The sequence below is a fragment of the Kitasatospora sp. NPDC034035 genome, from assembly GCF_055575755.1.
This window is the reverse complement of sequence record NZ_JBVISA010000010.1, coordinates 197,867-221,461: the sequence shown is the minus strand read 5'-3', so window position 1 is coordinate 221,461 and position 23,595 is coordinate 197,867. Positions and strand designations below refer to the sequence as shown.

The 23,595-nt window shown below is 73.7% G+C and carries 27 protein-coding genes; 7 read left to right on the top strand and 20 right to left on the bottom strand.

What is annotated here, in order from left to right; genetic code table 11:
- Positions 1–598: 598 nt before the first annotated feature.
- Both ACZ52J_RS17005 and ACZ52J_RS17000 read right to left on the bottom strand, forming a co-directional pair.
- On the bottom strand, positions 599–1,465 hold the full coding sequence (locus ACZ52J_RS17005; RefSeq protein ID WP_360491156.1) for a class I SAM-dependent methyltransferase: 867 nt from the start codon (positions 1,463–1,465) through the stop codon (positions 599–601).
- Positions 1,466–1,662: 197 nt separating this feature from the next.
- Entirely contained in the window at positions 1,663–2,196 is a 534-nt protein-coding gene (locus ACZ52J_RS17000; RefSeq protein ID WP_465619565.1) for a PadR family transcriptional regulator, read from the bottom strand.
- A gap of 224 nt (positions 2,197–2,420) precedes the next feature.
- Between ACZ52J_RS17000 and ACZ52J_RS16995 the strand changes: the two genes are divergently transcribed.
- Together ACZ52J_RS16995 and ACZ52J_RS16990 are read left to right on the top strand one after the other, a co-directional pair.
- On the top strand, positions 2,421–3,800 hold the full coding sequence (locus ACZ52J_RS16995; RefSeq protein ID WP_465619563.1) for an MATE family efflux transporter: 1,380 nt from the start codon (positions 2,421–2,423) through the stop codon (positions 3,798–3,800).
- 98 nt (positions 3,801–3,898) lie between these two features.
- Entirely contained in the window at positions 3,899–4,426 is a 528-nt protein-coding gene (locus tag ACZ52J_RS16990) for a DinB family protein (protein WP_465619561.1), read from the top strand.
- On the opposite strand, the gene ACZ52J_RS16985 is transcribed toward ACZ52J_RS16990, so the two are convergent.
- Together ACZ52J_RS16985 and ACZ52J_RS16980 are read right to left on the bottom strand one after the other, a co-directional pair.
- The gene (locus tag ACZ52J_RS16985) at positions 4,413–5,795 is read right to left on the bottom strand and encodes an MFS transporter (protein WP_465619559.1); all 1,383 of its coding nucleotides are present in this window, start codon (positions 5,793–5,795) and stop codon (positions 4,413–4,415) included. The genes ACZ52J_RS16990 and ACZ52J_RS16985 overlap by 14 nt on opposite strands.
- Positions 5,792–6,382, bottom strand: a complete 591-nt coding sequence (locus tag ACZ52J_RS16980) for a TetR/AcrR family transcriptional regulator (RefSeq protein ID WP_465619557.1) — start codon at positions 6,380–6,382, stop codon at positions 5,792–5,794. The genes ACZ52J_RS16985 and ACZ52J_RS16980 overlap by 4 nt, the downstream gene beginning before the upstream one ends.
- A gap of 73 nt (positions 6,383–6,455) precedes the next feature.
- Between ACZ52J_RS16980 and ACZ52J_RS16975 the strand changes: the two genes are divergently transcribed.
- The gene (locus tag ACZ52J_RS16975) at positions 6,456–6,650 is read left to right on the top strand and encodes a hypothetical protein (RefSeq protein ID WP_465619555.1); all 195 of its coding nucleotides are present in this window, start codon (positions 6,456–6,458) and stop codon (positions 6,648–6,650) included.
- A gap of 100 nt (positions 6,651–6,750) precedes the next feature.
- Here the strand turns inward: ACZ52J_RS16975 and ACZ52J_RS16970 are convergent, their stop codons facing one another.
- Complete coding sequence (locus ACZ52J_RS16970) at positions 6,751–6,930, bottom strand: antitoxin (protein WP_360491135.1); 180 nt, start codon at positions 6,928–6,930, stop codon at positions 6,751–6,753.
- Between the two features lie 250 nt (positions 6,931–7,180).
- Here ACZ52J_RS16970 and ACZ52J_RS16965 point away from each other — a divergent pair, with 250 nt between their 5' ends.
- Positions 7,181–8,695, top strand: coding sequence for a M28 family metallopeptidase (locus tag ACZ52J_RS16965; protein ID WP_465619669.1), 1,515 nt, complete (start codon positions 7,181–7,183; stop codon positions 8,693–8,695).
- 303 nt (positions 8,696–8,998) lie between these two features.
- Complete coding sequence (lpdA, locus tag ACZ52J_RS16960) at positions 8,999–10,405, top strand: dihydrolipoyl dehydrogenase (RefSeq protein WP_465619553.1); 1,407 nt, start codon at positions 8,999–9,001, stop codon at positions 10,403–10,405.
- A 179-nt stretch (positions 10,406–10,584) separates the two neighbouring features.
- On the opposite strand, the gene ACZ52J_RS16955 is transcribed toward lpdA, so the two are convergent.
- From ACZ52J_RS16955 to ACZ52J_RS16945, 3 genes are all read right to left on the bottom strand, one after another.
- Positions 10,585–10,920, bottom strand: a complete 336-nt coding sequence (locus ACZ52J_RS16955; protein ID WP_360491129.1) for a GNAT family N-acetyltransferase — start codon at positions 10,918–10,920, stop codon at positions 10,585–10,587.
- Positions 10,921–11,029: 109 nt separating this feature from the next.
- On the bottom strand, positions 11,030–12,085 hold the full coding sequence (locus tag ACZ52J_RS16950) for an AI-2E family transporter (protein WP_360491126.1): 1,056 nt from the start codon (positions 12,083–12,085) through the stop codon (positions 11,030–11,032).
- 363 nt (positions 12,086–12,448) lie between these two features.
- Entirely contained in the window at positions 12,449–13,015 is a 567-nt protein-coding gene (locus ACZ52J_RS16945) for a DUF6328 family protein (RefSeq protein WP_465619667.1), read from the bottom strand.
- 213 nt (positions 13,016–13,228) lie between these two features.
- On the opposite strand from ACZ52J_RS16945, the gene ACZ52J_RS16940 reads away from it, so the two are divergent.
- Positions 13,229–13,465: a DUF6296 family protein gene (locus ACZ52J_RS16940; RefSeq protein ID WP_360491120.1), complete on the top strand. Its 237-nt coding sequence runs from the start codon at positions 13,229–13,231 to the stop codon at positions 13,463–13,465.
- A 142-nt stretch (positions 13,466–13,607) separates the two neighbouring features.
- Here the strand turns inward: ACZ52J_RS16940 and ACZ52J_RS16935 are convergent, their stop codons facing one another.
- From ACZ52J_RS16935 to ACZ52J_RS16885, 11 genes are all read right to left on the bottom strand, one after another.
- Positions 13,608–13,832, bottom strand: a complete 225-nt coding sequence (locus ACZ52J_RS16935; RefSeq protein ID WP_465619551.1) for a hypothetical protein — start codon at positions 13,830–13,832, stop codon at positions 13,608–13,610.
- 396 nt (positions 13,833–14,228) lie between these two features.
- Complete coding sequence (locus ACZ52J_RS16930) at positions 14,229–16,055, bottom strand: alkaline phosphatase family protein (RefSeq protein WP_465619549.1); 1,827 nt, start codon at positions 16,053–16,055, stop codon at positions 14,229–14,231.
- Between the two features lie 281 nt (positions 16,056–16,336).
- The gene (locus ACZ52J_RS16925) at positions 16,337–17,875 is read right to left on the bottom strand and encodes a complex I subunit 5 family protein (protein WP_465619547.1); all 1,539 of its coding nucleotides are present in this window, start codon (positions 17,873–17,875) and stop codon (positions 16,337–16,339) included.
- Between the two features lie 51 nt (positions 17,876–17,926).
- Complete coding sequence (locus ACZ52J_RS16920; RefSeq protein ID WP_465619545.1) at positions 17,927–18,595, bottom strand: MnhB domain-containing protein; 669 nt, start codon at positions 18,593–18,595, stop codon at positions 17,927–17,929.
- Positions 18,592–18,861 carry a Na(+)/H(+) antiporter subunit B gene (locus tag ACZ52J_RS16915; protein ID WP_465619543.1) on the bottom strand — a complete coding sequence of 90 codons (270 nt, stop codon included), beginning with the start codon at positions 18,859–18,861 and terminating at the stop codon, positions 18,592–18,594. Before ACZ52J_RS16915 ends, ACZ52J_RS16920 begins: the two co-directional genes overlap by 4 nt.
- On the bottom strand, positions 18,858–19,157 hold the full coding sequence (locus ACZ52J_RS16910) for a monovalent cation/H(+) antiporter subunit G (protein WP_465619541.1): 300 nt from the start codon (positions 19,155–19,157) through the stop codon (positions 18,858–18,860). Before ACZ52J_RS16910 ends, ACZ52J_RS16915 begins: the two co-directional genes overlap by 4 nt.
- Positions 19,157–19,414 (bottom strand): monovalent cation/H+ antiporter complex subunit F, encoded by a 258-nt coding sequence (locus tag ACZ52J_RS16905; protein ID WP_360491099.1) that lies wholly within the window; start codon positions 19,412–19,414, stop codon positions 19,157–19,159. The genes ACZ52J_RS16910 and ACZ52J_RS16905 overlap by 1 nt, the downstream gene beginning before the upstream one ends.
- A complete protein-coding gene (locus ACZ52J_RS16900; protein WP_465619539.1) occupies positions 19,411–19,893 on the bottom strand; it encodes a hypothetical protein in 483 nt (160 codons plus the stop codon). Before ACZ52J_RS16900 ends, ACZ52J_RS16905 begins: the two co-directional genes overlap by 4 nt.
- 221 nt (positions 19,894–20,114) lie before the next feature.
- Positions 20,115–20,309 carry a hypothetical protein gene (locus ACZ52J_RS16895; protein WP_360491093.1) on the bottom strand — a complete coding sequence of 65 codons (195 nt, stop codon included), beginning with the start codon at positions 20,307–20,309 and terminating at the stop codon, positions 20,115–20,117.
- A 91-nt stretch (positions 20,310–20,400) separates the two neighbouring features.
- Positions 20,401–20,574 (bottom strand): CsbD family protein, encoded by a 174-nt coding sequence (locus tag ACZ52J_RS16890; protein ID WP_360491090.1) that lies wholly within the window; start codon positions 20,572–20,574, stop codon positions 20,401–20,403.
- 87 nt (positions 20,575–20,661) lie between these two features.
- Positions 20,662–21,300, bottom strand: coding sequence for an SRPBCC family protein (locus ACZ52J_RS16885; protein ID WP_465619536.1), 639 nt, complete (start codon positions 21,298–21,300; stop codon positions 20,662–20,664).
- A gap of 160 nt (positions 21,301–21,460) precedes the next feature.
- On the opposite strand from ACZ52J_RS16885, the gene ACZ52J_RS16880 reads away from it, so the two are divergent.
- Positions 21,461–22,132, top strand: a complete 672-nt coding sequence (locus tag ACZ52J_RS16880; RefSeq protein WP_465619534.1) for a TetR/AcrR family transcriptional regulator — start codon at positions 21,461–21,463, stop codon at positions 22,130–22,132.
- A 150-nt stretch (positions 22,133–22,282) separates the two neighbouring features.
- Here the strand turns inward: ACZ52J_RS16880 and ACZ52J_RS16875 are convergent, their stop codons facing one another.
- The gene (locus ACZ52J_RS16875) at positions 22,283–23,299 is read right to left on the bottom strand and encodes an SDR family oxidoreductase (RefSeq protein ID WP_465619532.1); all 1,017 of its coding nucleotides are present in this window, start codon (positions 23,297–23,299) and stop codon (positions 22,283–22,285) included.
- Positions 23,300–23,595: the final 296 nt, after the last annotated feature.

The following is a 23,595-nucleotide window of genomic DNA, read 5'->3' as shown; positions in this document are numbered from 1 at the left end:
TTTTGAAAATACGTCAGTCGTAAAAGAAGCTCATCGGCCCTCCGCCCAACCCTCCGCCCAGCCCTCCGCCCAGCCCTCCGCCCAACCCTCCGCCCACCCACTCATCCGTCACCACGGGACCCGTTCGAGCGGCAGCAGGGCGCCCGCACGCTGCAGGCCGGATTGGACGTGCGCTCCTCGGCCGCTACGGGCGCGCGGCCGGGCCGGCGCCGACCGGTGTCGGCGTCCGTCTGATGGGCCCCGGCGATGGGTGCGGCGGTGTTCGCGGCGCTGCCGCCGGAGCGGGCGGGCCTGGCCGTCGGGGTCGTGGCGACGTTCCGTCAGCTGGGGCAGGCCCTGGGGGTCGCGGCGTTCGGCGTGCTGTTCCGGCAGGGCGGCGCCGCGCCGTTCGAGGGCCTGAACCTCCTCCTGGTGGCCGCCGCGGCGGCCGGGATCCTCGGCTCGGTCCTCGCCTACGTGTTCGTGCCGGCGTCGGCGGCACCGGTGTGGCAGCCGACGCCGACGGCGGAGCGGGCGCCGACCCCGGCCCGCCCCCACTGGGCGGCGGACGTGGCGGACGGGACAGCAGGAGTGAAACGGATGGCCGGCCCGTCGGGGCTCAGGCGCGTGGCGGCGGCACGGCACGCCGCTCGCGCAGCGTCCGGAGCATCCGGCGGGTCGCCTTGGTGGCGACGGGGGGCAGCAGCTCCAGTGCCAGTCGGCGCGAGGCGGAGCGCTGGACGGGGGCCTTGACCCGGTAGTTGAGGCGCGGCACGCGTGCCCCGGCGATGGTGTCCTCGTCCACCGTGTAGCCCTCGGCCCGCCAGTCCCGCTCCAGGAGGACCTGCCGGGCGGCCGCGGCGTCGCCCCAGGTGCCGTAGAACTTCATCGGGGTGAGCAGCACCGGCTGCAGTCCGCCGGTGAAGACCGCCTCCCAGACCGCGGCCGAGACGCCCGGGGTGTGCTCGGAGCGGTAGTCGTCCAGGGCGATCAGGCCGTCCTGGGTGAGCGCGGCCCGCGCCACGGTGATGTCCCCGGCGACGTGTTCGTACAGGTGGGAGGCGTCGACGTGGACGAACCGGCAGCTGCCCGCCGGGATCCGGCCGTCGGCCAGCGCCGAGGTGGGCGCCTGCACGATCTCGGGCAGCTCGTGGTGGAAGGCCAGGTAGTTGGACTCGAAGGCGCTGCGGGTCAGTGTCTTGCGGTAGGACATGGCCATCTCGGCGGCGTTGTCGTCGTCGCCCGCCTCGGAGTCGAACAGGTCGCAGACCGTCAGCCGTTCGCCCGGCCGCAGGTGGTCGCCGAGCAGGACGGCGCTGCGGCCCAGGTAGCTGCCGAGTTCCAGGATGTCGCCGGTGACGCCGGCGGCGCTCTGGGCGGACAGCAGATGGCTGAAAGCAGCCCGATCGAGACTGAAGAACCAGCCGGGGATGTCGTCGCGCTGCAGCGGCACGGGACGGGCGGTTGCGGTCTCGGCAGTGGGCACGGCGGCCTCCAGGGGGACGGCGGGGCGCGGTGGCGGGTCACGCCGCGGAGGGACGCCGAGGACGTGAGGCGGATCATCATAGCCACGCCGGGGCCCGGTGGAACCAGGTCCGGAGGAACCTGATTCCGGTTGTTCGCTCGGTCGTTCGAGCGGGTGGGGCTGTGGGGGCTATGGGGGCTGCCAGGGGCTGCGGGGCGCTACCGGGGCTCTTCCAGCTCCGCGATGGTCTCCTCCAGCCAGGTCCGTTCGGCCGCCGAGGAGGCCCGGGCGACGAGCAGCATCCCGCGCCGGAAGGGGTTGGGCTCGCGCTCGGCGGTGACCGGTCGGCCGTCGCCGTCGTAGAAGAAGCTGCTCGGCGCGGCCAGGAAGGCCAGTCGGCGGCGGAGGACGGCGGCCTGCCGGGGTGGGTCGGCGAGGTGGTGCAGGAACGTGGTGAGCGTGAAGAAGCGGATCTGGTCGGTGATCTCGACCTGCTCCGGGTCGGCCAGCCGCCGGAGCAGTTCGGCCCGGCCGTCCTCGGTCGGCTCCAGGGTCTGGCGCGGCGCGGCACCGGTGCCCGGTTCGGTGCGGCGGGACAGCAGGCCGGCCTTCTCCAGTCGTGCGATGGCGGGGTAGAGCGCGCCGTCGCTGACCGGGCGGATGTGGCCGGTCAGGCCGGTGATCCGGGACTTGAGCTCGTAGCCGTGCAGCGGCTCGTCGTACAGGAAGCCGAGGATCGCGAGGGTCAGCACGGTCGAAGCCCTTCCGTCGAAGTGCGCCCGGTGGAGCGGCCATGCTACCTCTTGCCGATATACCTCGATCCGATGTATCTCTATTCGAGGTTGCCGCCCAGGCCTCCGGTCCACGCCTCCGGTCCACACCCGAGGCCTCCGCACCAAGCCCGAGATCCCGGACCATTCCGAGGCCCCGGCCCAGGTCCGGGCGCGGCTTCGGGCGGCGGAACAGGGGAGGAATCATGCGCGGGCATCTGTCCCGACTCACGGCGCTCGCCGTACCCGTCTACGCGGAACTGCTGTCCGGGGTGATCGCCTCGGTGATCGGCACCCTCTGGGTGGCCGGCCTCGGCGGGGCCGCGGTCGCCGCCGTCACACTCGCCGGAACCGTCGAGAACCTGCTGCTCGGGCTCGTCCTGGTGGTCGGCTCCGGTACCAGCGTCCGGCTCTCCCACGCCCTCGGCGCGGGCGATCACGCCGAGGCCGCCCGGACCACCCGGGCCGCCTGGCGGCTCTGTACCGCCGGAAGCCTCGCGCTCGCCGTCCCCGGCTTCCTGCTGCGCGACCGGCTGGCGGGGGCCTTCCTGGACGGCGAAGCCGCCGCCCGCGCCGCCGAGTACCTCGCCGTGGCCCTCCCGGCCTTCCCGCTGTTCTTCGGCCAGCGCGTCGCCGACGAACTGTTCAAGGGGGCGGGCGACACCCGCACCCCGATGCGGATCGCCCTGCTCTCCAACGCGCTGCTGCTCGCCCTCGACCCCCTGCTGATCCTCGGCGCCGGCCCGCTGCCCGGCCTCGGTGTACCGGGCGCGGCGCTGGCCCTGACGGCCTCGCGGGCGATCGCCTTCGCCGTCACGCTGCGCCTGCGGGTACGCCTGCCGGAACGCCTGCCGGGACGGCCGGCGCCGTCGCCGTCGGCGCGGACCGCCGGTCTCGCCGGGGGAGTGCGCGCGGCGGCGGTGCGGATCGTGCGCGCGGGAGCGCCGTTCAGTCTGGACTTCACGGCCCGGATGGCCGTCGGTGCGGCCCAACTCGGGCTGGTGGCGGGCTTCGGCGTCGCGGCGGTGGCCGGGTACGGTGTCGGCTACCGCGTGCTGCTCGTCGTCACCATGGCCTTCTACGCGCTGCGCCAGGCCGCCGCGATCGAGGCCGCCCGTCTCACCGGCGCGGGGGAGACCGGCGCGCTGCGCACCCTGCGCCGCGACACCGGACGCCTCGCCGCGCTGCTCGGTGCCGTGGCGGCGCTGCTGTCCGCGACGCTCGCCGCCCCGCTGACCGCGCTCTTCACCGACGACCGGGCGGTGGCGGCGCAGTCCGTCGGCTTCCTGCGGATGGCAGCGCTCTACCTCCTTCCGTACGCCCTGGTGGTGGCCCTCGGCGGCGTCCACCAGGCAGCGGGCGCCGGCCGCCCGCTGGTGCTCTCCGTGCTGCTCGGCCTCGGCGCCCAACTCGCCACCTCGGCGGTGCTGTCGGGGCCGATGGGGGTGTCGGGCGTGTGGCTCGGCCCGGCAGTGGGCGCGGCGCTGCAGCTCGCGCTCCTGTCGGCCCTCGTGGGGCGTCGGGCGGCGTCGGCGCCGGCCCCGATGGCGGCCGACGAGCCGCAGGTGCGTCAGCCGGTCGAGTGAAGGGCGGCGGCGTGGACGCTCGTCAACTCGCCGCCGTGGCCGGCGCGGAGGGCCCGTGCCGGGTGTGGTCCCCCGTCGGCTGTGCCAGAGTGGCGGGCATGGGTTCCACTCCGGACGGGCGGCCGATTCCGCCCGCGCACGCTGACGAACGCGCCATGCTGGAAAGCTGGTTGGACTTCCAGCGGGCCACGCTCGGCCGGAAGGTCGCCGGGCTCGACGACCGCCAGGTGCGGCGGGCGGCCGTGCCCCCGTCGACGATGACCCTGCTGGGCCTGGTGCAGCACCTCGCCGAGGTCGAACGCACGTGGTACCAGCGGGTGTTCGCGGGCCGGGAGGTGCCGCCGGTGTACGGCGCGGACAATCCGGACGGGTACGGGCTGGACCAGGCGCGGGGGTTGGCCGAGGCGCTCGCGGACTGGCAGGCGGAGGTCGAGTACGGGCGCAAGCTGACCGCGGGAGCGTCCCTGGACGCGGCAGGCCCGCTCATCGCGCAGGCGGCGGCGGTGATCGGTTCGGAGACCGTCTCGCTGCGCTGGATCCTGTTCCACCTGATCGAGGAGTACGCCCGCCACAACGGCCACGCCGACCTGCTCCGCGAGTGCATCGACGGGGTCACGGGCGTGTGACGAACTCCCGTTCCCGGTCGGTCGGTTGGCCGGGAAGTCGGGCGGCGAGCAGCGTTCCCGCCGCCGCCACGGCGGCCATGGCCAGCGCGGCGGGCGCCGGCGCCGTGCCGGGCTCGGTGCGGCCGGCGGCGGTGGTGGCGAGCGCGATGCCCAGAGCCGGGCCGATGTTCAGCGCGGTCTGCTGCAGGCCGCCCGCGACGCCCGCCTCGGCGGTGGGTGCGCCCCGGACCACCATCGCGGTGGCCGTGGCCATCACCGCGCCGAAGCCCGCACCCGGCAGCAGGAAGCAGACGGCGATGGCGACGGTCCCCGAACCGGGGCCGAGCCGGGCGGTCAGCAGCGCGCCCGACGTGACCAAAGACATCCCCACCAGCACCACGGTCCGCTCACCGTGACGCTTCGCCAGCCGGGCCGAGGCCGCAGCCGCGAGGATCATCGCCATCGCGAGCGGCGCCGCCCGCAGGGCGCTCTGCAGCGGGTCGAGCCCCAGGACGTCCTGCAGGTAGTACGTCGCCGGGAAGAGCGCGCCCTGGAGCGCCGCCGAGGCCGCGAGCAGGACGCCGAGCGGCGGCGCGACCGCCGGTGAGCGGAGCAGAGCGGGCGGCAGCAGCGGACGGGCGGTGCGCCGCTCGTGCCGGGCCAGCGCCACGGCGAGGGCGGCGGCCGCCGCGAGCCCGAGCGCCGTGGTCGCCGACCACCCGGAGTCGGGCAGGGCGACCAGGGTCTGCACGAGGCAGGCCAGAGCCAGTGCGAGCAGCGCCGCGCCCGGCAGGTCGAGCCCGCCGTCCCGTACGGCCGCCTCGGGGCGTTCCGTGGACGGCACCGCGAGGACCGACAACAGCGCGGCCCCGGCGGGCAGCAGGCCGAGCAGGAAGACCGACCGCCAGCCGAAGTGCGCGGTGAGCGCCCCGCCGACCAGCGGTCCGGCCGCCGCCGCGAGCCCGATCGCCGCCGTGCGCACCGCGATCGCGCCGGCCAGCCGCTCGGCGGGCCAGGCGGCGCGCAGCATGCCGAGGGTGGCCGGCTGCAGCAGCGCACCCGCCACGCCCTGGACCACCCGCAGGGCGATGACCCAGCCGATGCCGGGCGCCAGGGCGATCCCGGCCGAGCACGCGGCGAAGCCCGTCACGCCGAGGGTGAAGACCCGCCGGTGCCCGTAGCGGTCGCCGACACGCCCCGCGAAGACCAGCAGCGCGGAGACGGTGACGAGGTAGCCGGTGCCGGTCCACTGGACGGCGGCGACGGAGGCGTGCAGGTCGTGCTGGAGGACGGGCCGGGCGACGGTCAGCACGGTGCCGTCGAGGGCGACCAGCGCGGCACCGGTGATGCTCGCGGCGAGAGTGAGCCGACGGCGCGGCCGCGCCGTCACCGGTCGGCCGGGCCGAGGTGGGCGTCCAGGGCGGCGCGCAGCAGCGGCTCGATGTCCTCGCTGCCGGTGATGAGCCGCAGGCTGCCCCAGGCGCGCAGTTGGGCGAGGCCGTGCAGGTTGGACCACAGGGCGGCGGTGGCGGCGGCCGGATCGTCGCAGTCCGGGTGCACCTCGGCGACCAGGCCGACGAAGGTGAGGAACAGCGGCACGGTGGTGCGGCGCAGCTCCGCGCCGCTGCCCTCCAGCAGGTCGTGACGGAACATCAGCTCGAACATGCCGGGGCCGGCGGCCGCGAAGCCGAGGTAGGCGCGGGCGAGCGCGTCGAGGCGGCTGCGGGCATCGGCCCCGGTGGCGGCGGCGAGGGCGTCGGCGCCGGCCAGGGTGTCGGTGAGCCTGCCGAAGCCCTTTTGCGCGATGGCGGCGAGCAACTCGCGGTGGGTGGGGAAGTAGCGGCGGGGCGCTCCGTGCGAGACCCCGGCGTGGCGGGCGATCTCGCGCAGGCCGAGCGCCTGGACGCCCCCGGTGGCCACCAGTTCGACGCCTGCGGCCACCAGTCGGGCCCGGAGGTCCCTTTCCTGATCAATCATGGACACTGTCTACCAGTCGGCTGTAGACAGTGTCTACTCGCCTTTGTGGGGGTGCCCGGGCAGAATCGGCGGCATGGACGAAGGCGGCGAATCGGCCTGCTGGCTGGACCGGGTGTGCCCGGAGTGCGGACGGCTGCTCGAGCGGCCCGGGCCGGAACCGTGCGAGAACTGCGCCGCCACCGAGGACGACACGCCGCGCGAGGACGAGACACCGCGCGAGGACGAGACACCGCGCGAGGCGGTGCGGCCCGAACCCCGCGACCGCTGACCCTGCGAACGGCGAACCCCGGGCCGGCCGACGAGCGGCCGGCCCGGGGTGGTGGACACGGAGGGGGCCGGGGCCCGGTCCGCGTGTCGGCTCCGGCCGGCTACTGGGGCGGCGGCTGGTCGCGGAACTGGTTCTTCGCCTGCTCCTGGGCGGCGTCCACCTGGCCGCTGTACTTGCCCTGGGTGCGTTCGTCGACGGTGTCACCCGCGTGGTCGACGGCCTTGTCGGCTTGCTCCTCGTGGCCTTTCAGCAGGCTCTTGAGCTTATCCATCATGGACATGTGGTCACACTCCTGGATGAGACGGCCCCACTCCTCCAATATCACCGTGCATCCCCTTCCGCGCATCCCGCGGGGTGCGCGGCGGGCTTGGCAACGCGATTCCGGTCCTGTCAAATCGTGAGTTCACGGCCCGTCGGAAGGAGTCGCCTTGAAGCTGCGCACCCGTCGCTCGACCACCCCGCTCGACCGCTCCACCCGGTACGACCGCACCAACCGGCTCGACAGCGCCACCCCGTTATCGCGCCCGCGGATCGCCGCCACCCGCCGCGGTGCGGGTGCCGCGCTGACCGTCGCCGCCCTGGTCGGCCCGCTGCTGCTGGCCGGTGCCGGGAGCGCCGCCGCCGACCCGGACCCGGCGCGCAAGGGCGCCAGGCTGGCCGCCCGGCTGGTCGAGGCGAGCGATGCGGAGAGCGCCCGCGGCACCCTGGCCGCGCTGCAGCGGATCGCCGACCGCAACGGCGGTACCAGGGTGGCCGGTTCGAAGGGCCACGAGCAGTCCGCGCAGTACGTCTACGAGCAGGCGCGGCGCGCGGGGCTCAAGGTGTCCAAGCAGGAGTTCGAGTACACCTTCTTCGAGGCCGGTACGCAGCGCCTCGACGTGGTGTCCCCGAAGGCCGAGTCCGTGCCCGTGGTCGCCATGACGTACTCGGTGAGCGGCCCGGAGGCGGGCCTGACCGCCGAGTTGGCGGTCTCCCCGGTCAGCGCCACCACCGGCTGCGCACCCACCGACTACCCGGCGGGCGGGTTCACCGGCAAGGTCGCCCTGATCCGGCGCGGCGGGTGCAGCTTCGCCCAGAAGCAGGCCGCCGCGGCGGCAGCGGGCGCGGTCGGGGCGCTCATCTACAACAACGCCGTGGGCGACCTCAGCGGGACCCTCGGGGACCCGACGGCCGGGAAGGTCCCGACCGGCGGGATCACCCAGGCCGCCGGCGAGGCCCTGGCCGCCGAGGCAGCCGCCGGGCCCGTCCGGGTGACCCTCGACATCCGCACCGTCATGGAGCCGCGCAAGACCTGGAACGTCATCGCCGAGACCCGCGGCGGCGACCCGAACAACACCGTGATGGTCGGAGCGCACCTCGACTCCGTCCCGGCCGGGCCCGGCATCAACGACAACGGCTCCGGCTCGGCCGGCATCCTCGAGGTCGCGCGCAACCTCACCGTCCACCCGGTGAAGAACAAGGTCAGATTCGCCTGGTGGTCCGCCGAGGAGTTCGGCCTCAAGGGCTCCGAGGCGTACGTGAAGTCACTCTCCGAGGCGGACCAGAAGAAGATCCGGCTCTACCTCAACTTCGACATGATCGCATCCCCCAACTACGCGCAGTTCGTCTACAACGGCTCCGGCAGCGCCGGTGGCGGCGCCGGCCCCGACGGCTCGGCGCAGATCGAACGGGACATCACCGGCTACCTGGACGGCCTCGGCCTGCCGCACGACCCGAGCGCCTTCGACGGCCGCTCCGACTACGGTCCGTTCATCGACGCGGGCATCCCGGCCGGCGGCACCGACACCGGCGCCGAGAAGATCAAGTCCCCGGAGCAGGCGGAGCGTTACGGCGGCACGGCGGGCACCGCCTTCGACTCCTGCTACCACAAGGCCTGCGACAACCTGGGCAACATCGACATGGACGCCTTCGACGTCAACATCGACGTGATCGCCCACGCCGTCGGCACCTATGCCTGGGACCTCTCCTCGCTACAACGGCCCGTACCGGCCGGGAAGGCGGCGGCCGCCGGCGCGAGCGGCCACACCCACGGCGTGACGGCCTGACGCCCGGGTGGGCCCGCTGCCGTCCTCGGGCGGCGGGCCCACCCGCCCGCCGTACCCACCGTGCCTGCCGCGCCTGCCGTGCATGCCGCGCCCGAATTCGCCATCGGCCCCCTCCCCTCCGTCATCACCCCTGGTGGACGTCGGTGCGGTCACCGTAGCGGAGACCACTGACAATCCGGCCCCGCGGCCTGTACGGTGCCGCGCGGAGCGCATCCACCGAGACCCGGTGGGTGCGCCGCGCAAGGTCCTGCCACCATGGGACCGAGATCACGACACCGTGACACCCTCGGAGGAGTCAGCAACATGAGCACGCACTACGACGTCGTCGTCCTCGGCGCGGGCCCCGGCGGCTACACCGCCGCCGTCCGCTCGGCCCAGCTGGGCCTCAAGGTCGCGGTCATCGAGGCCAAGTACTGGGGTGGCGTCTGCCTCAACGTCGGCTGCATCCCCTCCAAGGCCCTGCTGCGCAACGCCGAGCTGGCCCACATCTTCACCAAGGAGGCCAAGACCTTCGGCATCAAGGTCGAGGGCACGGTGACCTTCGACTTCGGCGAGGCCTTCCGCCGCAGCCGATCGGTGGCCGACGGCCGGGTCAAGGGCGTCCACTACCTGATGAAGAAGAACGGCATCACCGAGTACGACGGCTGGGGCACCTTCGTCGACGACCACACCCTGCAGGTCGCGCTCAGCGGCGGCGGCTTCGAGGTCGTCACCTTCGACCACTGCGTCATCGCCGCCGGCGCCACCACCCGCCTGCTGCCCGGCACCAGCCTCAGCGACCGCGTGGTCACCTACGAGGAGCAGATCCTCACCGAGCAGCTGCCGGAGAGCATCATCATCGCGGGTGCCGGCGCGATCGGCGTCGAATTCGCCTACGTGCTGCACAACTACGGCGTGAAGGTCACCATCGTCGAGTTCCTCGACCGCGTGGTGCCGCTGGAGGACGTCGAGGTCTCCACCGAACTCGCCAAGCAGTACCGCAAGCTGGGCATCGAGGTGCTGACCTCCACCCGGGTCGAGTCGATCGACGACAGCGACCCGAACGCCAAGGTCCGCGTCACCGTCACCAAGGACGGCGAGCAGAAGGTGCTGGAGGCCGACAAGGTGCTCCAGGCGATCGGCTTCGCGCCGCGCGTCAACGGCTACGGCCTGGAGAACACCGGGGTCAAGCTGACCGACCGCAACGCCATCGCGGTGGACGGCCGCGGCCGCACCAGCGTCGACCACATCTACGCGATCGGCGACGTCACCGCCAAGCTGATGCTCGCGCACGCCGCCGAGACCATGGCCGTCATCGCCGCCGAGACCATCGCCGGGGCGGAGACCATGGAGGTCGACTTCGCCATGATCCCGCGCGCCACCTACTGCCAGCCGCAGATCGCCTCCTTCGGCTACACCGAGGCGCAGGCCCGCGAGCTGGGCTACGACGTCAAGGTCGCCAAGTTCCCGTTCACCGCCAACGGCAAGGCCCACGGCCTCGGCCACCCGATCGGCTTCGTCAAGGTCATCAGCGACAACAAGCACGGCGAGCTGCTCGGCGCCCACCTGATCGGCCCCGAGGTCACCGAGCTGCTGCCCGAGCTGACGCTGGCCCAGCAGTGGGACCTGACCGTCCACGAGGTCGCCCGCAACGTGCACGCCCACCCGACCCTGGGCGAGGCGGTCAAGGAGGCCATCCACGGCCTCGCCGGTCACATGATCAACATGTGACCGACCGCTCCTGACACCCGCCGCGCCCCGTCGAGCGACTGCTCGATGGGGCGCGGCAGGTCCGGGGCGGGGCCGGGGAGGTTGCTGCTCAGGGCCAGGCCAGGCAGACCAGGGAAGGCCAGGCCAGGGCCAGGGAAGGCCAGGCCAGGCCAGGCCCGCCCGCGTACTGCGTGGGCCCGTCAGTAGAGCTCGGTGCGCAGCCAGCTCTTGACCTCGGGGGTGACCGGGTCGGTGATGTCGGTGAACTCGTCGTGCTTGGTGAGGAACTTGGCGACGTACGGGCAGATCGGCACGATCCGCTTCCCGGCCGCGCGCACGTCGCTCAGTGCCTCCTGGACGAGGCGGGAGGCGAGGCCCTGGCCGGCGAAGGCGTCGTCGATCTCGGTGTGGAAGAAGACGCGCTGCTCCTCGTGGTCCCGGTACTCGGTGAAGCCGGCGAGCTTGCCGTCCACGAGGATCTCGTACCGGTGCCGCTCGTCCGCGCGCTCGACGACGGTGCTGGTGGGAGTGGTCACGGTGGGGCCCTTCGGTCGTGCGGAATGTCACTGAAGTCGATCATGGGCATCCTGTCAGGCCACCCCCGCGCGGGCCATCCCCCCGCGCTCCCGGGCTGAGCCCTGCGGGTCAGCGCCCGCGGGGGCGGTGGCTCCGCTGTTCGCGCAGTTCGCCGATCACCGCCCAGGCGACCGACACCACCGGCACCGCCACCACCGCGCCCAGGACGCCGGCCAGCACGGCGCCGCCGATCACCGACAGGGCGATGACGACCGGGTGGATCCGCACCGACCAGCCGAGCACCAGCGGGTGCAGCAGGTGGCCCTCGATCTGGCCGATGATCACGATCAGGGCCAGCACCAGCAGGGCGATCACCGGGCCGCGGGCCGCCAGGGCGACCAGGGAAGCGATGGCCAGGGCGATCGGCGAGCCGATCAGCGGAACGAGCGCCGCCACGAACTCCAGCACCATCAGCGGCAGGACCAGTGGCACCCCCAGGATCGCCAGGGCGATGCCGACCAGGATCGCGTTGGTCGCCGCCACGATCAGCACGCCGCGGGTGTAGCCCGCGAAGGTGCGCCAGGCCGCGCGCCCGGCCCCGTCCCAGACCGAACGGCTGCGGGCCGGCAGCTGCCGCTGGGCCCAGGACCACATCCGGTCGCCGGAGTGCAGGAAGAACACCGAGCAGAACACCGCGAGCGCGAGCCCGGTGACCAGTTCGACGGCCCGGCCGGCGCCGCTGAGCGCGGTGCTGACCAGCGTCGAGCGGTGGGCGGCGATGAAGTCGCCGATCTTGGACCGCAGGTCGGTGACGGTGCCGGGCCGCAGGTGGAAGGGGGCGCCGGTCAGCCAGCGGTCGATCCGGCCGAGGCCGCCGCGCAACTCGTTGCCGAGCCGACTCCACTCGTCGGCGACGGTCGTCCCGACCAGCGTCAGGACCCCGCCGATCACCGCGAGGGTGACGAGGAAGGCGAGCAGGACGGCCAGCGAGCGGGGCATCACCCTGGCCAGCAGGTCGACCAGCGGGCGCAGGACCGAGGTGATGACCAGAGCCACGAACAGTGCGATGACCGGTACTTCGAGCCGGGCGAGGACGTCGACGGCCAGGTAGGCACCGACGCCGAGCAACCCCAGCCGCCAGGTGTACCCGGCGGCCGTCCGCAGCCCGGCGGGGACGCGGTCCACGGAGGGCGCGTTCCCGGGCGGCCCGGCCGGGCCGCTGCGACGCCGCGCCACCCGAGGGCGGCGGCTGCCGAGCGGTACGGCCCGCCGAGGGCGGGGGCTCACCGGCTCCTCACCCCGACGACCCGGTCATGCGGCCTGCTCGTGCTGGACCCGCAGCGGCCGCGGGCATCGCACCGCGGGCTCGTCGCGCTCATGGAAGCCATCCCGGATGGAAGTCCTGCTCCCGGCGTCCCTCTCGGCATCTCTCTCCCAGCGTCTCTCCGGCAGCGTCTCTCTGGCCGGGGCCTTCGTGCACCTGTCGCATTCCGCATGCCTGCCGGACGCCTGCCGTACGCGGCCCGTGTGCCGCGGTCCGTACCCACGTCACTGCGGGGGGTCGCGCGGGGGCCGGTCGGCCCCGGGTTCGGCAGACGGCGGGCCGGGCGCCCCGTTGTGGCGGTGCAGGTGCAGGACGGGGAGGAGTAGCCAGGAGGACGCGAACCAGAGCATGACGGCGCCCGCGATCCAGCCCGAGGAGGCCGAGTCGCCGGTCGCGACCCGGAGCAGGAGCAGCAGCGCGGAGCCGATGGTCAGCGCCAGCAGGACCAGGCCGGTGGCCACCAACCGGGCGGCTGCGTCCACCAATTGGGGTTTGAGACGGCGACCGGCGAAGATCCGGTGGTAGGCGACCGGGGCGGTGAGCGCGCCGGTGGCGAGGGTGCCGAGGATGACGGTGGCCACGTACAGCCCGTGGTCGAAACCGCCGAGCTGGGCGAAGCGGGGCATGAAGACCACGCTCAGCAGGAAGCCGAAGAGCACCTGCGAACCGGTCTGGGCGACGCGGACCTCCTGGAGCAGGTCGCTCCAGCGACGGTCCGCCCGTTCGTCGGGCGACTCCTGCCGACCGGTCCGGGGTCGGCCGACGCGGCCGTTGGCGCTGGTATCCGGCATGGTCATGGGATCGCCTCCGCCTCCTGTCCACCGGTGCGTGTAGCCGCGCCAGGCCGGGGCAAACGCGGAGCGGGATCCACCGGTCGTCCCGTGAGACCGACGTCTGTCCGCAGGCGCAGTCCCGGCACCCGCCCGCGGACCAATGGTGCGCATACAAGCGACCTGGTCGGGAGGACAATCGGTGACACAGGGTGGGGAGAGAAGGAGGCCGTGATGAGAAGCCTCACGCGCCACTACGCGGTGACGCTCCCCGGCCCGATCGGCGCGCACGCTCCACCGGCCGTCGTCGTCGTTCACGAGACGCACGCGGTGGGGCCCGACGGAGGCCTCGTCTGGGAGAGCGCGGACGGCGGACTCCGGGTGGAGATCACCGGAGAGGTGGCCACCGTCCTCGCGGCTCCGGGAGTCGACAGCCGGCACCCGTGCCTGCCGGCCGTGCCGCTGCCGTGACGGACGAACGCCATGACGAGGACGGTGACGGGCGGTGACGGACCAGGACCGTGACGGGCGAGGACCGCGACGGACCAGGACCGCGACGAGTGACGCATGACGAGCGACGCGTGACGAGCGTGACGAATGCCGCAACGGACCGTTACCGGGCGCTGGCCGCCAAGGCCTCGCGCACGGTGACCAAGCAGGGATCGCAGTACCGGTCCGGCTCGGCCGAACCGGTACCGTCCCCCGCCGGGACGACGCGCTGGGACGGTTCGAGGAACCGCCCGCACAGCGACGATGTCGCGTCGTCCTTCGCCACCACGTGCCACACCACGGCGGGCGGGGACACCGCCGGGTCGTGCTCGGCCCACATCTCGTACACGGCGTTACCTCCGGATCGCTGGGGCTCGGTCAGTCCATGCAACCTCGGAGCCTCCCGAACGGCCACCGGGCCAGACCCGGTGGGATGGTTGTGGCGCCGGTGGAGCCGGACGCCGGTCCCCGCGTCGGATGCCCGGCCCGCGTTGTACGCCGTGGCGGCCCCCGGACGGAGCAACCGGTCCGCCGCCGCCCGCGTCCACGCCCCGTTCGACGGCGGCACCCGCCCGGCCGGGCCGCGCCGCTTCGCGCGGGGTCCGAGCCGCAGCCGTACGGCCGGCTGGGGCCCTTGTTCCTCGCGGCCCGAGTTCATGACCGCCTGACCACCCTGGGAACGCGAACACCGCCGGGCCCTGTCGAGGGCCCGGCGGTGCCGGGGTGATGCGGGCCGGGCCGGGTGTCAGGCGCGGCGGCCGCGCCTGCGGCGGGTGACGAACACCGCGCCGCCGCCGACTGCGAGCAGTGCCACGGCCGTGACCGCGATCGGCAGGGTGTTGGAGTCCGCACCGGTCGTGGCCAGCGCCGGGCCGGACGCGCTGCTGGTAGGCGCCGCGACGGCGGTGCCGGAGCCGGTGCCGTCCGTCGGGCCGGCCGGGGCGGAGGTGGTGGTGCCGCCGGTGGGCTGGCCGGTCGGGGTGGCCGCGCCGGCCGGCTGGCCGGTGGCCGGGTCGAGCAGGAGAGTGGCCGACTGCGGGTTCTTGAAGTCGAACAAGCCCTCGATGGAGCCGGCGTGCTCGTCGAAGGAGGCGTCGCCGATCCGGCCGGTCTTCCAGTTGTCCTCGACGAAGCGCAGGATCGAGGTCTGGTCGGTCAGCGTGTGGTCGACGAAGTTGGCCTTGGCGTACGGGGACGCGACCATCAGGGGCAGGCGCGGGCCGTAGCCGCAGCGGTCGGCGTACCCGCCCCAGCCGCCGTCCTTGCCGCACTGACCGGCGCCGCTCAGGCTGTCGTTGGCGGCGTCCCGCGAGCCGTTGACGGGCTCGGCGAACTTGTGGTCGTACCAGCCGTCCGAGTCGTCGTAGGCGATGACGACGGCGGTGGAGGCCCAGTCCTTCGACTTCTGGAGCTTGTTCAGGGTGTCGACGACGAACTGCTGCTCGTCCAGCGGGTCGGAGTAACCCGCGTGGCCGTCCTGGTAGTTGGCGGCCTTGAGGTAGCTGACGGCGGGCAGGTTGCCGTGCTGCACCGCGGCGTCGAAGTCGGTCAGGTCGTACTGGTGGTTGGCCTGGCCGGCGTGGCCGATCTCGTCCACGTCCTTGGGCGCCAGGTGCTTGGGGTTCGCCGTGGACTTGTAGTACTGGAACGGCTCGTGGTGCGGGTTGTAGTCGGTCTGCGACGCACCCACGATGTTGTTGTGGGTGGCCCCGCAGACGGCCTTGCCGTCCTTGTTGTCGGTCGGCTTGAAGCCGCCCTGGAACCAGCCCCAGCTGACGCCCTTGTCGTTCAGCAGGTCGCCGACGTTCTTGCCGGTCATCACCAGCTGGTTGTGCTGGGAGCTGGAGCAGTCGTCGTAGCCCGGGTCGGGGTCGTTGATGACGGTGCCGACGCCGTTGGCGTCCGGGGAGGAGACCGCGTAGGCGTCGGTGGTCTTCTGGCCGGTCTTCGGGTCGACCGGGTAGCCGCCGTGGGTCTGGCCGGCGATCAGGTTGAGTGCGCCGGGGGTCGACGGGCCGTAGGTGGTGCCGAAGAAGCTGTCGCTCATCGAGAAGCGCTGGGCGTAGTTCCACAGGGCGGTGACGGTGTTGCCGTCGTAGTAGTCCATCACCAGGCCGGGCTGGGTGAACATCGGGGCCTTGCAGCTCTCGACGTCGGTGTGCTCGACGAACTTGTCCATCTTGCCGCCGTCGAAGGCGAGCTGCTCGTCCTTGTAGGTGTGGTCCTGGTCGCACGTGACGGCCTGGGCCGGGCTCAGCCGCTTCGGGTTGGTCCCGTTCGGGTTGTGGTGGAGCAGGTCGTCGGAGAGGCCGTCGACCTTGGGGGTGCCGGGCTTGGCGGTGAACTTGACCTTGTCGTCGGCGGTGTTGGCCGCGTTCGGGTAGGTGCCGAAGTAGTGGTCGAAGGAGACGTTCTCCTGGAATATCACCACCAGGTGCTTGATCGGGGTGGCGGTCTGCGGGCCGTCGGCCGCGAAGGCCGCGGGCGCGCCGCCGAAGGCCGCCAGCGAGACTGCGCCGAGCAGGCCGGCGCCGGAGCGGAGCCACCGTGTGCGGGTGGGGAATGCGTGCATGGTTGGTACCTCGAACGTCAGGTCATTTTTGTCAGAGTTGGGGCCCGTCGCGTGGATCTTGTGGCGACGGGGCGCCATGAAACTAGACGGGCGAGGTGAACGTTATTTACATGCACATGTGAATTCAAGGTGAACCAGGGCGGGCCGGGGCGGAGCGTTCTGGCTTCTAATCGGTTCGGGTGCGTCGGATGGTTGACCAGCCGTCAGTCGGGTGCCACCTTCTGCGGTGGTCAAAGCCGCATGGTCGTCAAAGCCGCGCGGTCGTCAAAGCCGCATGGTGGTCACAGCTGCGCGGTGAGCGCGACCAGCAGCGCCGCGAGCCCCACGGCGAGCCACGCCACGTAGTCCCCGAGGAGCCCGGAGTGCAGGCGGCGCAGCGGCAGCACGACCGCCCGGTGGAGCCCGCCGCTGCCGCGCCGGGGGTCCTGCCGGACGGCGGTGGTGGCGAAGCCGGCGGCCAGCAGGGCGGAGAGCACGCCGAGCCCGACGCCGGAGGCCGTCCACCAGGCCTCGGGCGGTGCCGCCCCGGGTTCGGTCAAGGCAGGCGCGGTCGACGCAGGCGCGGTCGATGCGGGTGAGGTCGCCTGCCCGAGGGCGTCGGCGAGGTAGCCGGCGCGGTCGCTGAAGGCCGCCGCCCCCGCCGCGAGCGCCCGGCCGACGCCGGGCAGCACGCCCACGGCCAGACAGCCCGCCAGCAGCAGCCCGGGCACCAGCACCATCGGCGGGGGCAGCCGCCGCTCCGGGGCGCGGATCTCGGGCTCCTCGCCCTCGCCGGTGGTGTCGGCCACCTCGGGGTGCTCCTTCGGCGGCGCGCCGAGCCCGCCGAAGACCCGCAGGCCCGCGCGCAGCACCGCCCCGCCGGTCAGCGCCGCCACCAGCACGAACACGGCGGGCAGCCAGGCCAGTTCGTGTCCGGCCGCCTCCTCGGCGACGGCCTTGCCCAGCCCGGTGCCGAACGGCGGCAGCCCGGCCAGCGCGAGCGCGCCCAGCCCGAACAGCAGCCCGGGCAGCCGGAGTTCGCGGGCCCGGCCGTGCAGCCCGTGCTCGTCCACCGAGCCGTACCGGTCGAGCAGGACGCCGGTGAGCCCGAACAGGGCGGCCTTGGCGCCCGCGTGGCCGGCCACGTACACCGCCGTGCCGGCCAGTCCGGCCGGGGTGAGCAGGGCCGTGCCGATCAGGAACAGGCCGATGTGTCCGACCGTGGAGAACGCCAGCATCCGCTTCAGGTGCCGCTGCTGCCAGCACATCACGGCCCCGACCAGTGCGGTCAGCACCCCGGCGGCCAGCAGGGTGTCCCGGACCACGGCGTCGGGCAGGCCGCCCGCGCCGGAGAAGACCACCCGGTGGATCCGGGCCACCCCGTACACGCCGAGTTCGACCATCACCCCGGACAGCAGCATGCACACCGGGCTCGGCGCGACCGCGTGCGCGTCCGGCAGCAAGAAGTGGAACGGCGTCACGGCGGCCTTCACCAGCGGACCGGCCAAGACCAGGACGAAGGCGAGCACCAGCAGGGCGTCCGGGCCGCGCCCGGGCGCGGCGAGCCGGTCGAGTTCGGCGCCGATCTGGGCCAGGCCGAGCTCGCCGGTGCGGGCGTAGAGCAGGCCGGTGCCGAGCAGTGACAGGTAGGCGGCGGCCGAGTTGACCAGGCCGAAGGCGAGCGCGCCGTGCAGCGGGCGCGGGTCCTCGATCCGGTAGCCGGTCAACGCGTAGGCGACGGCGCCCATCAGCTCGAAGAAGACGAAGGCGTCGAAGAGGTCCCCGGTGAGGGCGAACCCGCACATCCCGGCCTCGAAGAGCAGCACCAGCGCGGGGAACATCCCGCCGTGCTCGCCGGAGGGCTCGTCGAAGGTGGCGCTTGCGCAGTTGGATCACCAGGGCGAGGAGCAGCGCGGTGACGGTGGCGCCGACGACGAGGTCGGTGAGGAGAGCTGGTTGAAGGTGCCGAGCGGCAGCGTGTTGGCGAGGTAGCCGGCCCCGGCCGCGAGACCGACCAGCCCGAGCGCGGCGAACGCCCCGGCGGCCAGCGCGTCCGCGACGTCCAGTGCGGCGAGCGGGCGGATCCGCTTGAGCACCCGGTAGTCGGCGGCGACGTACGCCAGGTGCAGGGCGGTGGCGAGCGCCACGCCGCCCTGGAAGCCGCCGCTCGGGCTCAACGCGCCGTGCGCGACGAGGTATCCGCCGGTCAGCACGGTGACCGGCAGCAGCGTGGCGCCGAACAGCCGCGTGGTGGGCAGCACCGGCTCGGCGGCGGCGCGGCGCTTGTGCTCGTCCCGGGCCAGGCGTAGCAGCATGCCCGCGCCGAGCACCGAGCCGAACAGGATCGACTCCTCGCCGAGGGTGTCGAAGGCCCGCTGGTCGAAGTTGACGGAGGAGACGATGTTGGCCGTTCGCCGCTCCAGTCCGGCCGCCACCGCACGCTCGCCGTACGGGTGCCGGAGCCCGCCGAAGCCGGGCAGTCGGCCCGCGGCGGTGATCAGCCCGGCGGCGAGCACGGCGGCGGCGACCAGGAACAGCCGCAGCCGGGTGTTCCGGTTCACTCGGAGCGGTCCGGGTGGTCGTCGGAGTGCTCCTCGCGGCGCACCCGGCGCACGGTCAGCAGGATGAGCAGCGGGGTGATCGCGCTGCCGACGCCGAGCTGGGAGAGCGCGACGTCGGGGGCCTGGAGCACGGTGAAGAGGACGGCGAGGCAGAGCCCGAGCAGGGCGAGGACGGCGGCCTGCCGGACCGGGTCGCGGGTCAGCGCGGCCGCCGTGGCGGTGAGCCCGGTCAGCAACAGGGCGATCACGATCAGGGCATCGGTCACCGCTCGGCCTCCCGGGCGGCCTCGACACGGACGGTGGCACGGGCGACGGCCATCGTGGTGACGGTGCCCCCGACCGCCGACAGCAGCCCGATCACCAGCAGTTTGACCGCCGCACGCCCCGGCCCGGTGTCCACCGCGAGGGCGAGCGCGACCAGCGGCGCGCCGAGCGCGGCGGCGGGGGAGAGGGCGTGCAGGCGCAGGTACGGGCCGGGCAGCACGGCCAGCGCGAGGGCGGCGAACAGCAGGGCGGCCGTGCCCGCGCACAGCAGCACCAGGGCGAGGACGTGACGGTCCATCAGTGCTCCTCGCCGGCCAGGAAGCGGGTGAACACCAGCGTCCCGGCGGGTGCGAGCACGGCCAGGTCGAGCGCCAGGTCGGTGTACGAGCTGCGGCTGAAGCCCTGGGCGAGCAGCAGCAGGACGGCGGAGGCCACCGTCGCGGCGAGGTTCAACCCGGCCAGCCGCCGCTGCGCCTCGCCGCGCAGCCCGAGCAGCAGGCACGGCCCGATCCCGCCGACGGCCAGGAAGGCCGCCGCGAGCAGCCAGGCGTTCACTCGGCGCCCGCCGTCGGGGTGTCCGCTGTCGAGGTGTCCGGGTCGGCCGTCAACGCGCGCTCCAGGGAAGAGGCTTGTCGACCGAGCGCGTGCACCGTGAGGGTGCCGTCCGCGGCCTCGACGGCGTACGCGCCGGGGGTCGAGGAGAGCAGCGCGGCCGCCCAGGCGGGGCCGGTGCCGTGCGCGAGCCGGACGGTGCGGAAGCCGGCCTGCCGACGCCCGGGCGAGACCACGGCGAGGGCCAGCCGACCGGTGTCGGCCAGCAGCGTCCACGGGAAGGCCCACAGCGCGGCGGCTAGGCGGGCCGGACCGCCCGGGGAGGCGCCCGAGGCGAGCCGCACGGCGACCGCGCCGACCGCCCCGAGCAGGGCGACGCCGCCGCCCACGGCCACCTCCAGTGGCGACACCGAGCTGATCAGCACGGTGTTGAGCAGCAGCAACAGTCCCCACCAGAGCAGGAGTTCGGCCGCCCTCCGCATCTCGTCACCCCCGTCCCGGTCGCCTGTCCCGGTCGTCTGCGCAGCGCCGCGGGTGCGGCGAGCGGCCCCAGGTGTACCGCCCGGCGGGTGACGGCGTCCCGCGCGCAACGCCGCCGCGCGTGGGATCGCCGCGCCGGACCACCCGTTCGCCGGAGCGCGCGGCCGAAACCTCCGATCAGCCGACAGCTCGGATCATCGGTCGAACTGTCCGCGAGGGCTGGTCAGTCGGTCGGCTCGTCGGGCGCCGGTTCGCGGGCCGGTTCGGTGGTGTCGAACTCGGGGCCGTCCTGCGGACCCTTCTCCTCCTCGTGCTCGGGCGGCGGGGAGCCTTCGCCGGTCATCCGGGACTCGGGAGTCTCCACGGGAACCCGAGGGTCCCTGGGCACGGGCTTGTCCTGGTCGGTCATGGGATGCATGCATGCCTCCTCGGCCGGGTGCGCCGTAGGGCGCGGAGCGTGCGCGACAAGCGGAACCCGGGGCCGTCTCCGGACGGCCCCGGGTTCCGGGTCAGTGCTTCCCCGCGTCCTTGATCTTCTCCCCGGCCTGTTTCAGGTCGCTCTCCACCTGTTCGGCCTTGCCCTTGAGCTCGGTCGAACGGTCGCCGGTGGCCTTTCCGGCGGCTTCCTTGACCTTGCCGCCGGCCTTCTCCGCCATGTTGCGCATCTTGTCGTCGGTGCCCATGGAAGGCGCTCCTCTCGTCGACGGGGCTCGGTTCGGCCCCGGGCGGCGTCTGCCCGGGCGGCGGGGTTCCATGCGCCGGCTCCCGGTTCAGTTCGCCTGCTGCTGCGCCGCGCCGGCCTCGGCGGTGGTCTTCAGGTCGTGCAGCCAGCCCTCGAGGCCCTGGCGGAGGATCTCGGTCGCGGCGGGCACGTTCGCGTCGACCTGGGGGCCGGTGTGGGTCTCCTCGGTGCGCACCAGCACGCCGCCGTCGACCTCGGTGAAGTTCCACACGTGGACGCCGTCGATGTGCAGCCCGTCGGCGACGGCCGGGCCGGTCCAGCGGATGCAGGAGCCGGGCCGCAGCTGCCGGACGGTCGAGGTGATGTCCAGGCCGGTGGCGGTGGTCGCGGGGTTCGGGGGCAGCGGGGTGGTCCACCGGAACACCGAACCCCGGTGCAGCGGGCCGTGGTCGAGGCGCGCCGCGCTCTGCACGGCGGTCTGCCAGGACGGCCAGCCCGCCACGTCGGTCTGCAGCTTCCAGACGGTGCGCAGCGGCGCGTGGATCACGGCCTCGGTCCGGTACCGGACCCGGGCGTCGGGGTCGACACCGGCCCCGCGGCAGGTGAGGGACGTGTCGTGGCGGGAAGCGGCGGCCTCGGCCGGCGCGGCGGAGGTGCCGAGCAGGCCGAGGACGAGCGGAACGGTGAGGAGGGCGGCGCGGACGCCGGTGCTGCGGATGCCGGACATGGAACTCCCCTTCGCTGATGGGCCGTCGAGTGTGGCGCTAGAGGTTCACGCCTTCGTAAGAAGTTGTAACCCGACGACAAGGAGGGAGTCAAGACCTTTCGTGATAACCTCTAACAAAAGCGTGAGCATGTAGGTCTACGACTCGGGGAGCGGGCAGGACATGGCGAGGACAGGCGCGGACACCCCGCGCGAGCGCTACCGGGCCCAGCTGCGCGAAGAGGTCAAGAAGCACGCCTGGGAGCAGATCGCCACGGCGGGCGCCTCCGCGCTCTCACTCAACGCGATCGCCAAGCAGATGGGCCTGAGCGGCCCCGCGCTCTACCGCTACTTCGCCGGCCGCGACGAGCTGATCACCGAACTCGTCCGGGACGCGTACCGGAGCCTCGCCGACACCCTGGGCGCGGTCGCGGTGGGCGGCGCCGACCTCGCCGCGCTCGCGCGCGCCCTGCGCGGCTGGGCCCTGGCGGACCCCCAGCGGTACTTCCTGATCTACGGCACCCCCGTCCCCGGGTACCACGCGCCTGCGGACACCACCGCCATCGCCGACGAGATCATGCGCATGCTGGTCGACGCCTGCGCCGCACTGACTCCCGAGGTCGCCGGGGCCTCCGAGACCCCCGGGGCATCGTTCGGCGCCCACCTGGAGGCCCACCGGGACTGGGCCGGCGACCACCCCGCCCCGTCCGGGGTCCTCCACCGCTTCCTGGTCGTCTGGACCCGCCTGCACGGCGTCCTGTCCCTGGAGCTCGCCGGTCACTTCACCGGCATGGGATTCCACCCGGACCTGCTCTTCGAGGCCGAGCTGGACGGCCTGCTGGCTCCCTGGTTCTGATCCGGTCCTGGCTGGCCTAACCGGTCTGACCGGGCCTGACTGGGCCTGACCGCGCTCCTGGGTCCGACCGTCCGCTCCCTGGGTCCGACCGTCCGCTCCCCGGTTCCGACCGCCCGCCGAGGCCAGCCGAGGCCGGCCGGCGCCCGCGAGTCACCGCCTCCGGGCGGCCGCGCCCGCCACGGCGCCGAGCAGCGCCGCCCCGCCGACGGCGAGCAGCCCGTGGTGTCGGGACGCCCACAGCTGGGCGCTGCGCTCGTGGGCCTCGTCGTCGAACCGGCCGTGCGCGCCGTGGTCCTCGGTGGAGTCCAGGGGCGCCCACAGGTTGGACTGCTCGTCCACCCGCCGGGGCCGGTCCTCCTGCTGGGCGTCGATGCCCGTGCGGGCCAGGTAGCGGTCGAGCAGGCCGGGCGCCACGGCGTTGGCGATCAGGGTCGCCACGGTGCTGCCGCCCACCCAGTACTCCCGGCGCCCGGGGTGGTCGGCCGCGAACCGGACGGCGCGCGCCACCACCTCCGGCTGGTAGACGGGCGCGACGGGCCGGGCCCGCCCGCGCAGGCGGTTGAGCACCCAGTCGAACTGCGGGGTGTTGACGGCCGGCAGCTGCACCATGGTCACCCGCACCCCCGACCCGCTGGCGAGCAGTTCGCAGCGCAGTGCCTCGTGCCAGCCCTGGATGGCGTGCTTGGCGCCGCTGTAGGCGGTCTGCAGCGGGATGCCCCGGTAGGCGATCGCCGAGCCGACCTGCACGACCGTGCCGTGGTCGCGGGGCAGCATCCGGCGCAGCGCGGCCCGGGTGGCGTTGACGTACCCCAGATAGGTGACATCGGTGACCCGCCGGAACTCGTCGGGGGTGATCTCGGTGAAGGGCGCGAAGACCGAGGCGAAGGCGTCGTTGACCCAGACGTCGATCGGCCCGAACTCGGCCTCGGCGCGGTCGGCGACGGCCTCGCAGGCCTCCGGATCGGACACGTCGGCCAGCACGGTGCGCACCTCGGCGCCGGCGGCCTGCGCCTCGGCCGAGGCGGCGCGCAGCCCGGCCAGGCCCCGGGCGACCAGCACGAGGCGGTCGCCCCGGCCGGCGAAGGCGCGGACGCAGGCCCGGCCGACCCCGGCGGTGGCGCCGGTGATGACCACGGTGCGGGTGTGGGAACGCGTGCGGATCGTCATGGCGGGCGTCTAGCCGGGCGGGCCCCGCCGAAACGTCACGCCGAAACGTCACCGGGGACCCGCGAGCCGTCAGGCCTGCCCGGGGTGCGGTTCCGGAGGCGGCGCCGGATCGGGGTCGGGGAACGGCGGGACCGGCGGCGGTATCGGATCGGGCGGCTGGCCGGGACCGGGCGCCGGGTACGGGTGGGGGATCGGCTGGGTGTCCGGGTCCGGGGGTGTCGGAATGGTCATCGGGAACCTTCCTCGGTCGGGGTCCTTGCGCAGGTGCGGGTACCCGGCGGGATCACTCCGAATCC

Coding starts and splice junctions, on each gene's coding strand:
- ACZ52J_RS16995 (WP_465619563.1), top strand. CDS start 2,421: ATGCGCGGGCATCTGTCCCGACTCACGGCGCTCGCCGTACCCGTCTAC.
- ACZ52J_RS16990 (WP_465619561.1), top strand. CDS start 3,899: ATGGGTTCCACTCCGGACGGGCGGCCGATTCCGCCCGCGCACGCTGAC.
- ACZ52J_RS16980 (WP_465619557.1), bottom strand. CDS start 6,382: ATGATTGATCAGGAAAGGGACCTCCGGGCCCGACTGGTGGCCGCAGGC.
- ACZ52J_RS16975 (WP_465619555.1), top strand. CDS start 6,456: ATGGACGAAGGCGGCGAATCGGCCTGCTGGCTGGACCGGGTGTGCCCG.
- ACZ52J_RS16970 (WP_360491135.1), bottom strand. CDS start 6,930: ATGTCCATGATGGATAAGCTCAAGAGCCTGCTGAAAGGCCACGAGGAG.
- lpdA (WP_465619553.1), top strand. CDS start 8,999: ATGAGCACGCACTACGACGTCGTCGTCCTCGGCGCGGGCCCCGGCGGC.
- ACZ52J_RS16945 (WP_465619667.1), bottom strand. CDS start 13,015: ATGCCGGATACCAGCGCCAACGGCCGCGTCGGCCGACCCCGGACCGGT.
- ACZ52J_RS16940 (WP_360491120.1), top strand. CDS start 13,229: ATGAGAAGCCTCACGCGCCACTACGCGGTGACGCTCCCCGGCCCGATC.
- ACZ52J_RS16930 (WP_465619549.1), bottom strand. CDS start 16,055: ATGCACGCATTCCCCACCCGCACACGGTGGCTCCGCTCCGGCGCCGGC.
- ACZ52J_RS16925 (WP_465619547.1), bottom strand. CDS start 17,875: ATGTTCCCCGCGCTGGTGCTGCTCTTCGAGGCCGGGATGTGCGGGTTC.
- ACZ52J_RS16910 (WP_465619541.1), bottom strand. CDS start 19,157: ATGGACCGTCACGTCCTCGCCCTGGTGCTGCTGTGCGCGGGCACGGCC.
- ACZ52J_RS16900 (WP_465619539.1), bottom strand. CDS start 19,893: ATGCGGAGGGCGGCCGAACTCCTGCTCTGGTGGGGACTGTTGCTGCTG.
- ACZ52J_RS16895 (WP_360491093.1), bottom strand. CDS start 20,309: ATGCATCCCATGACCGACCAGGACAAGCCCGTGCCCAGGGACCCTCGG.
- ACZ52J_RS16890 (WP_360491090.1), bottom strand. CDS start 20,574: ATGGGCACCGACGACAAGATGCGCAACATGGCGGAGAAGGCCGGCGGC.
- ACZ52J_RS16885 (WP_465619536.1), bottom strand. CDS start 21,300: ATGTCCGGCATCCGCAGCACCGGCGTCCGCGCCGCCCTCCTCACCGTT.
- ACZ52J_RS16880 (WP_465619534.1), top strand. CDS start 21,461: ATGGCGAGGACAGGCGCGGACACCCCGCGCGAGCGCTACCGGGCCCAG.
- ACZ52J_RS16875 (WP_465619532.1), bottom strand. CDS start 23,299: ATGACGATCCGCACGCGTTCCCACACCCGCACCGTGGTCATCACCGGC.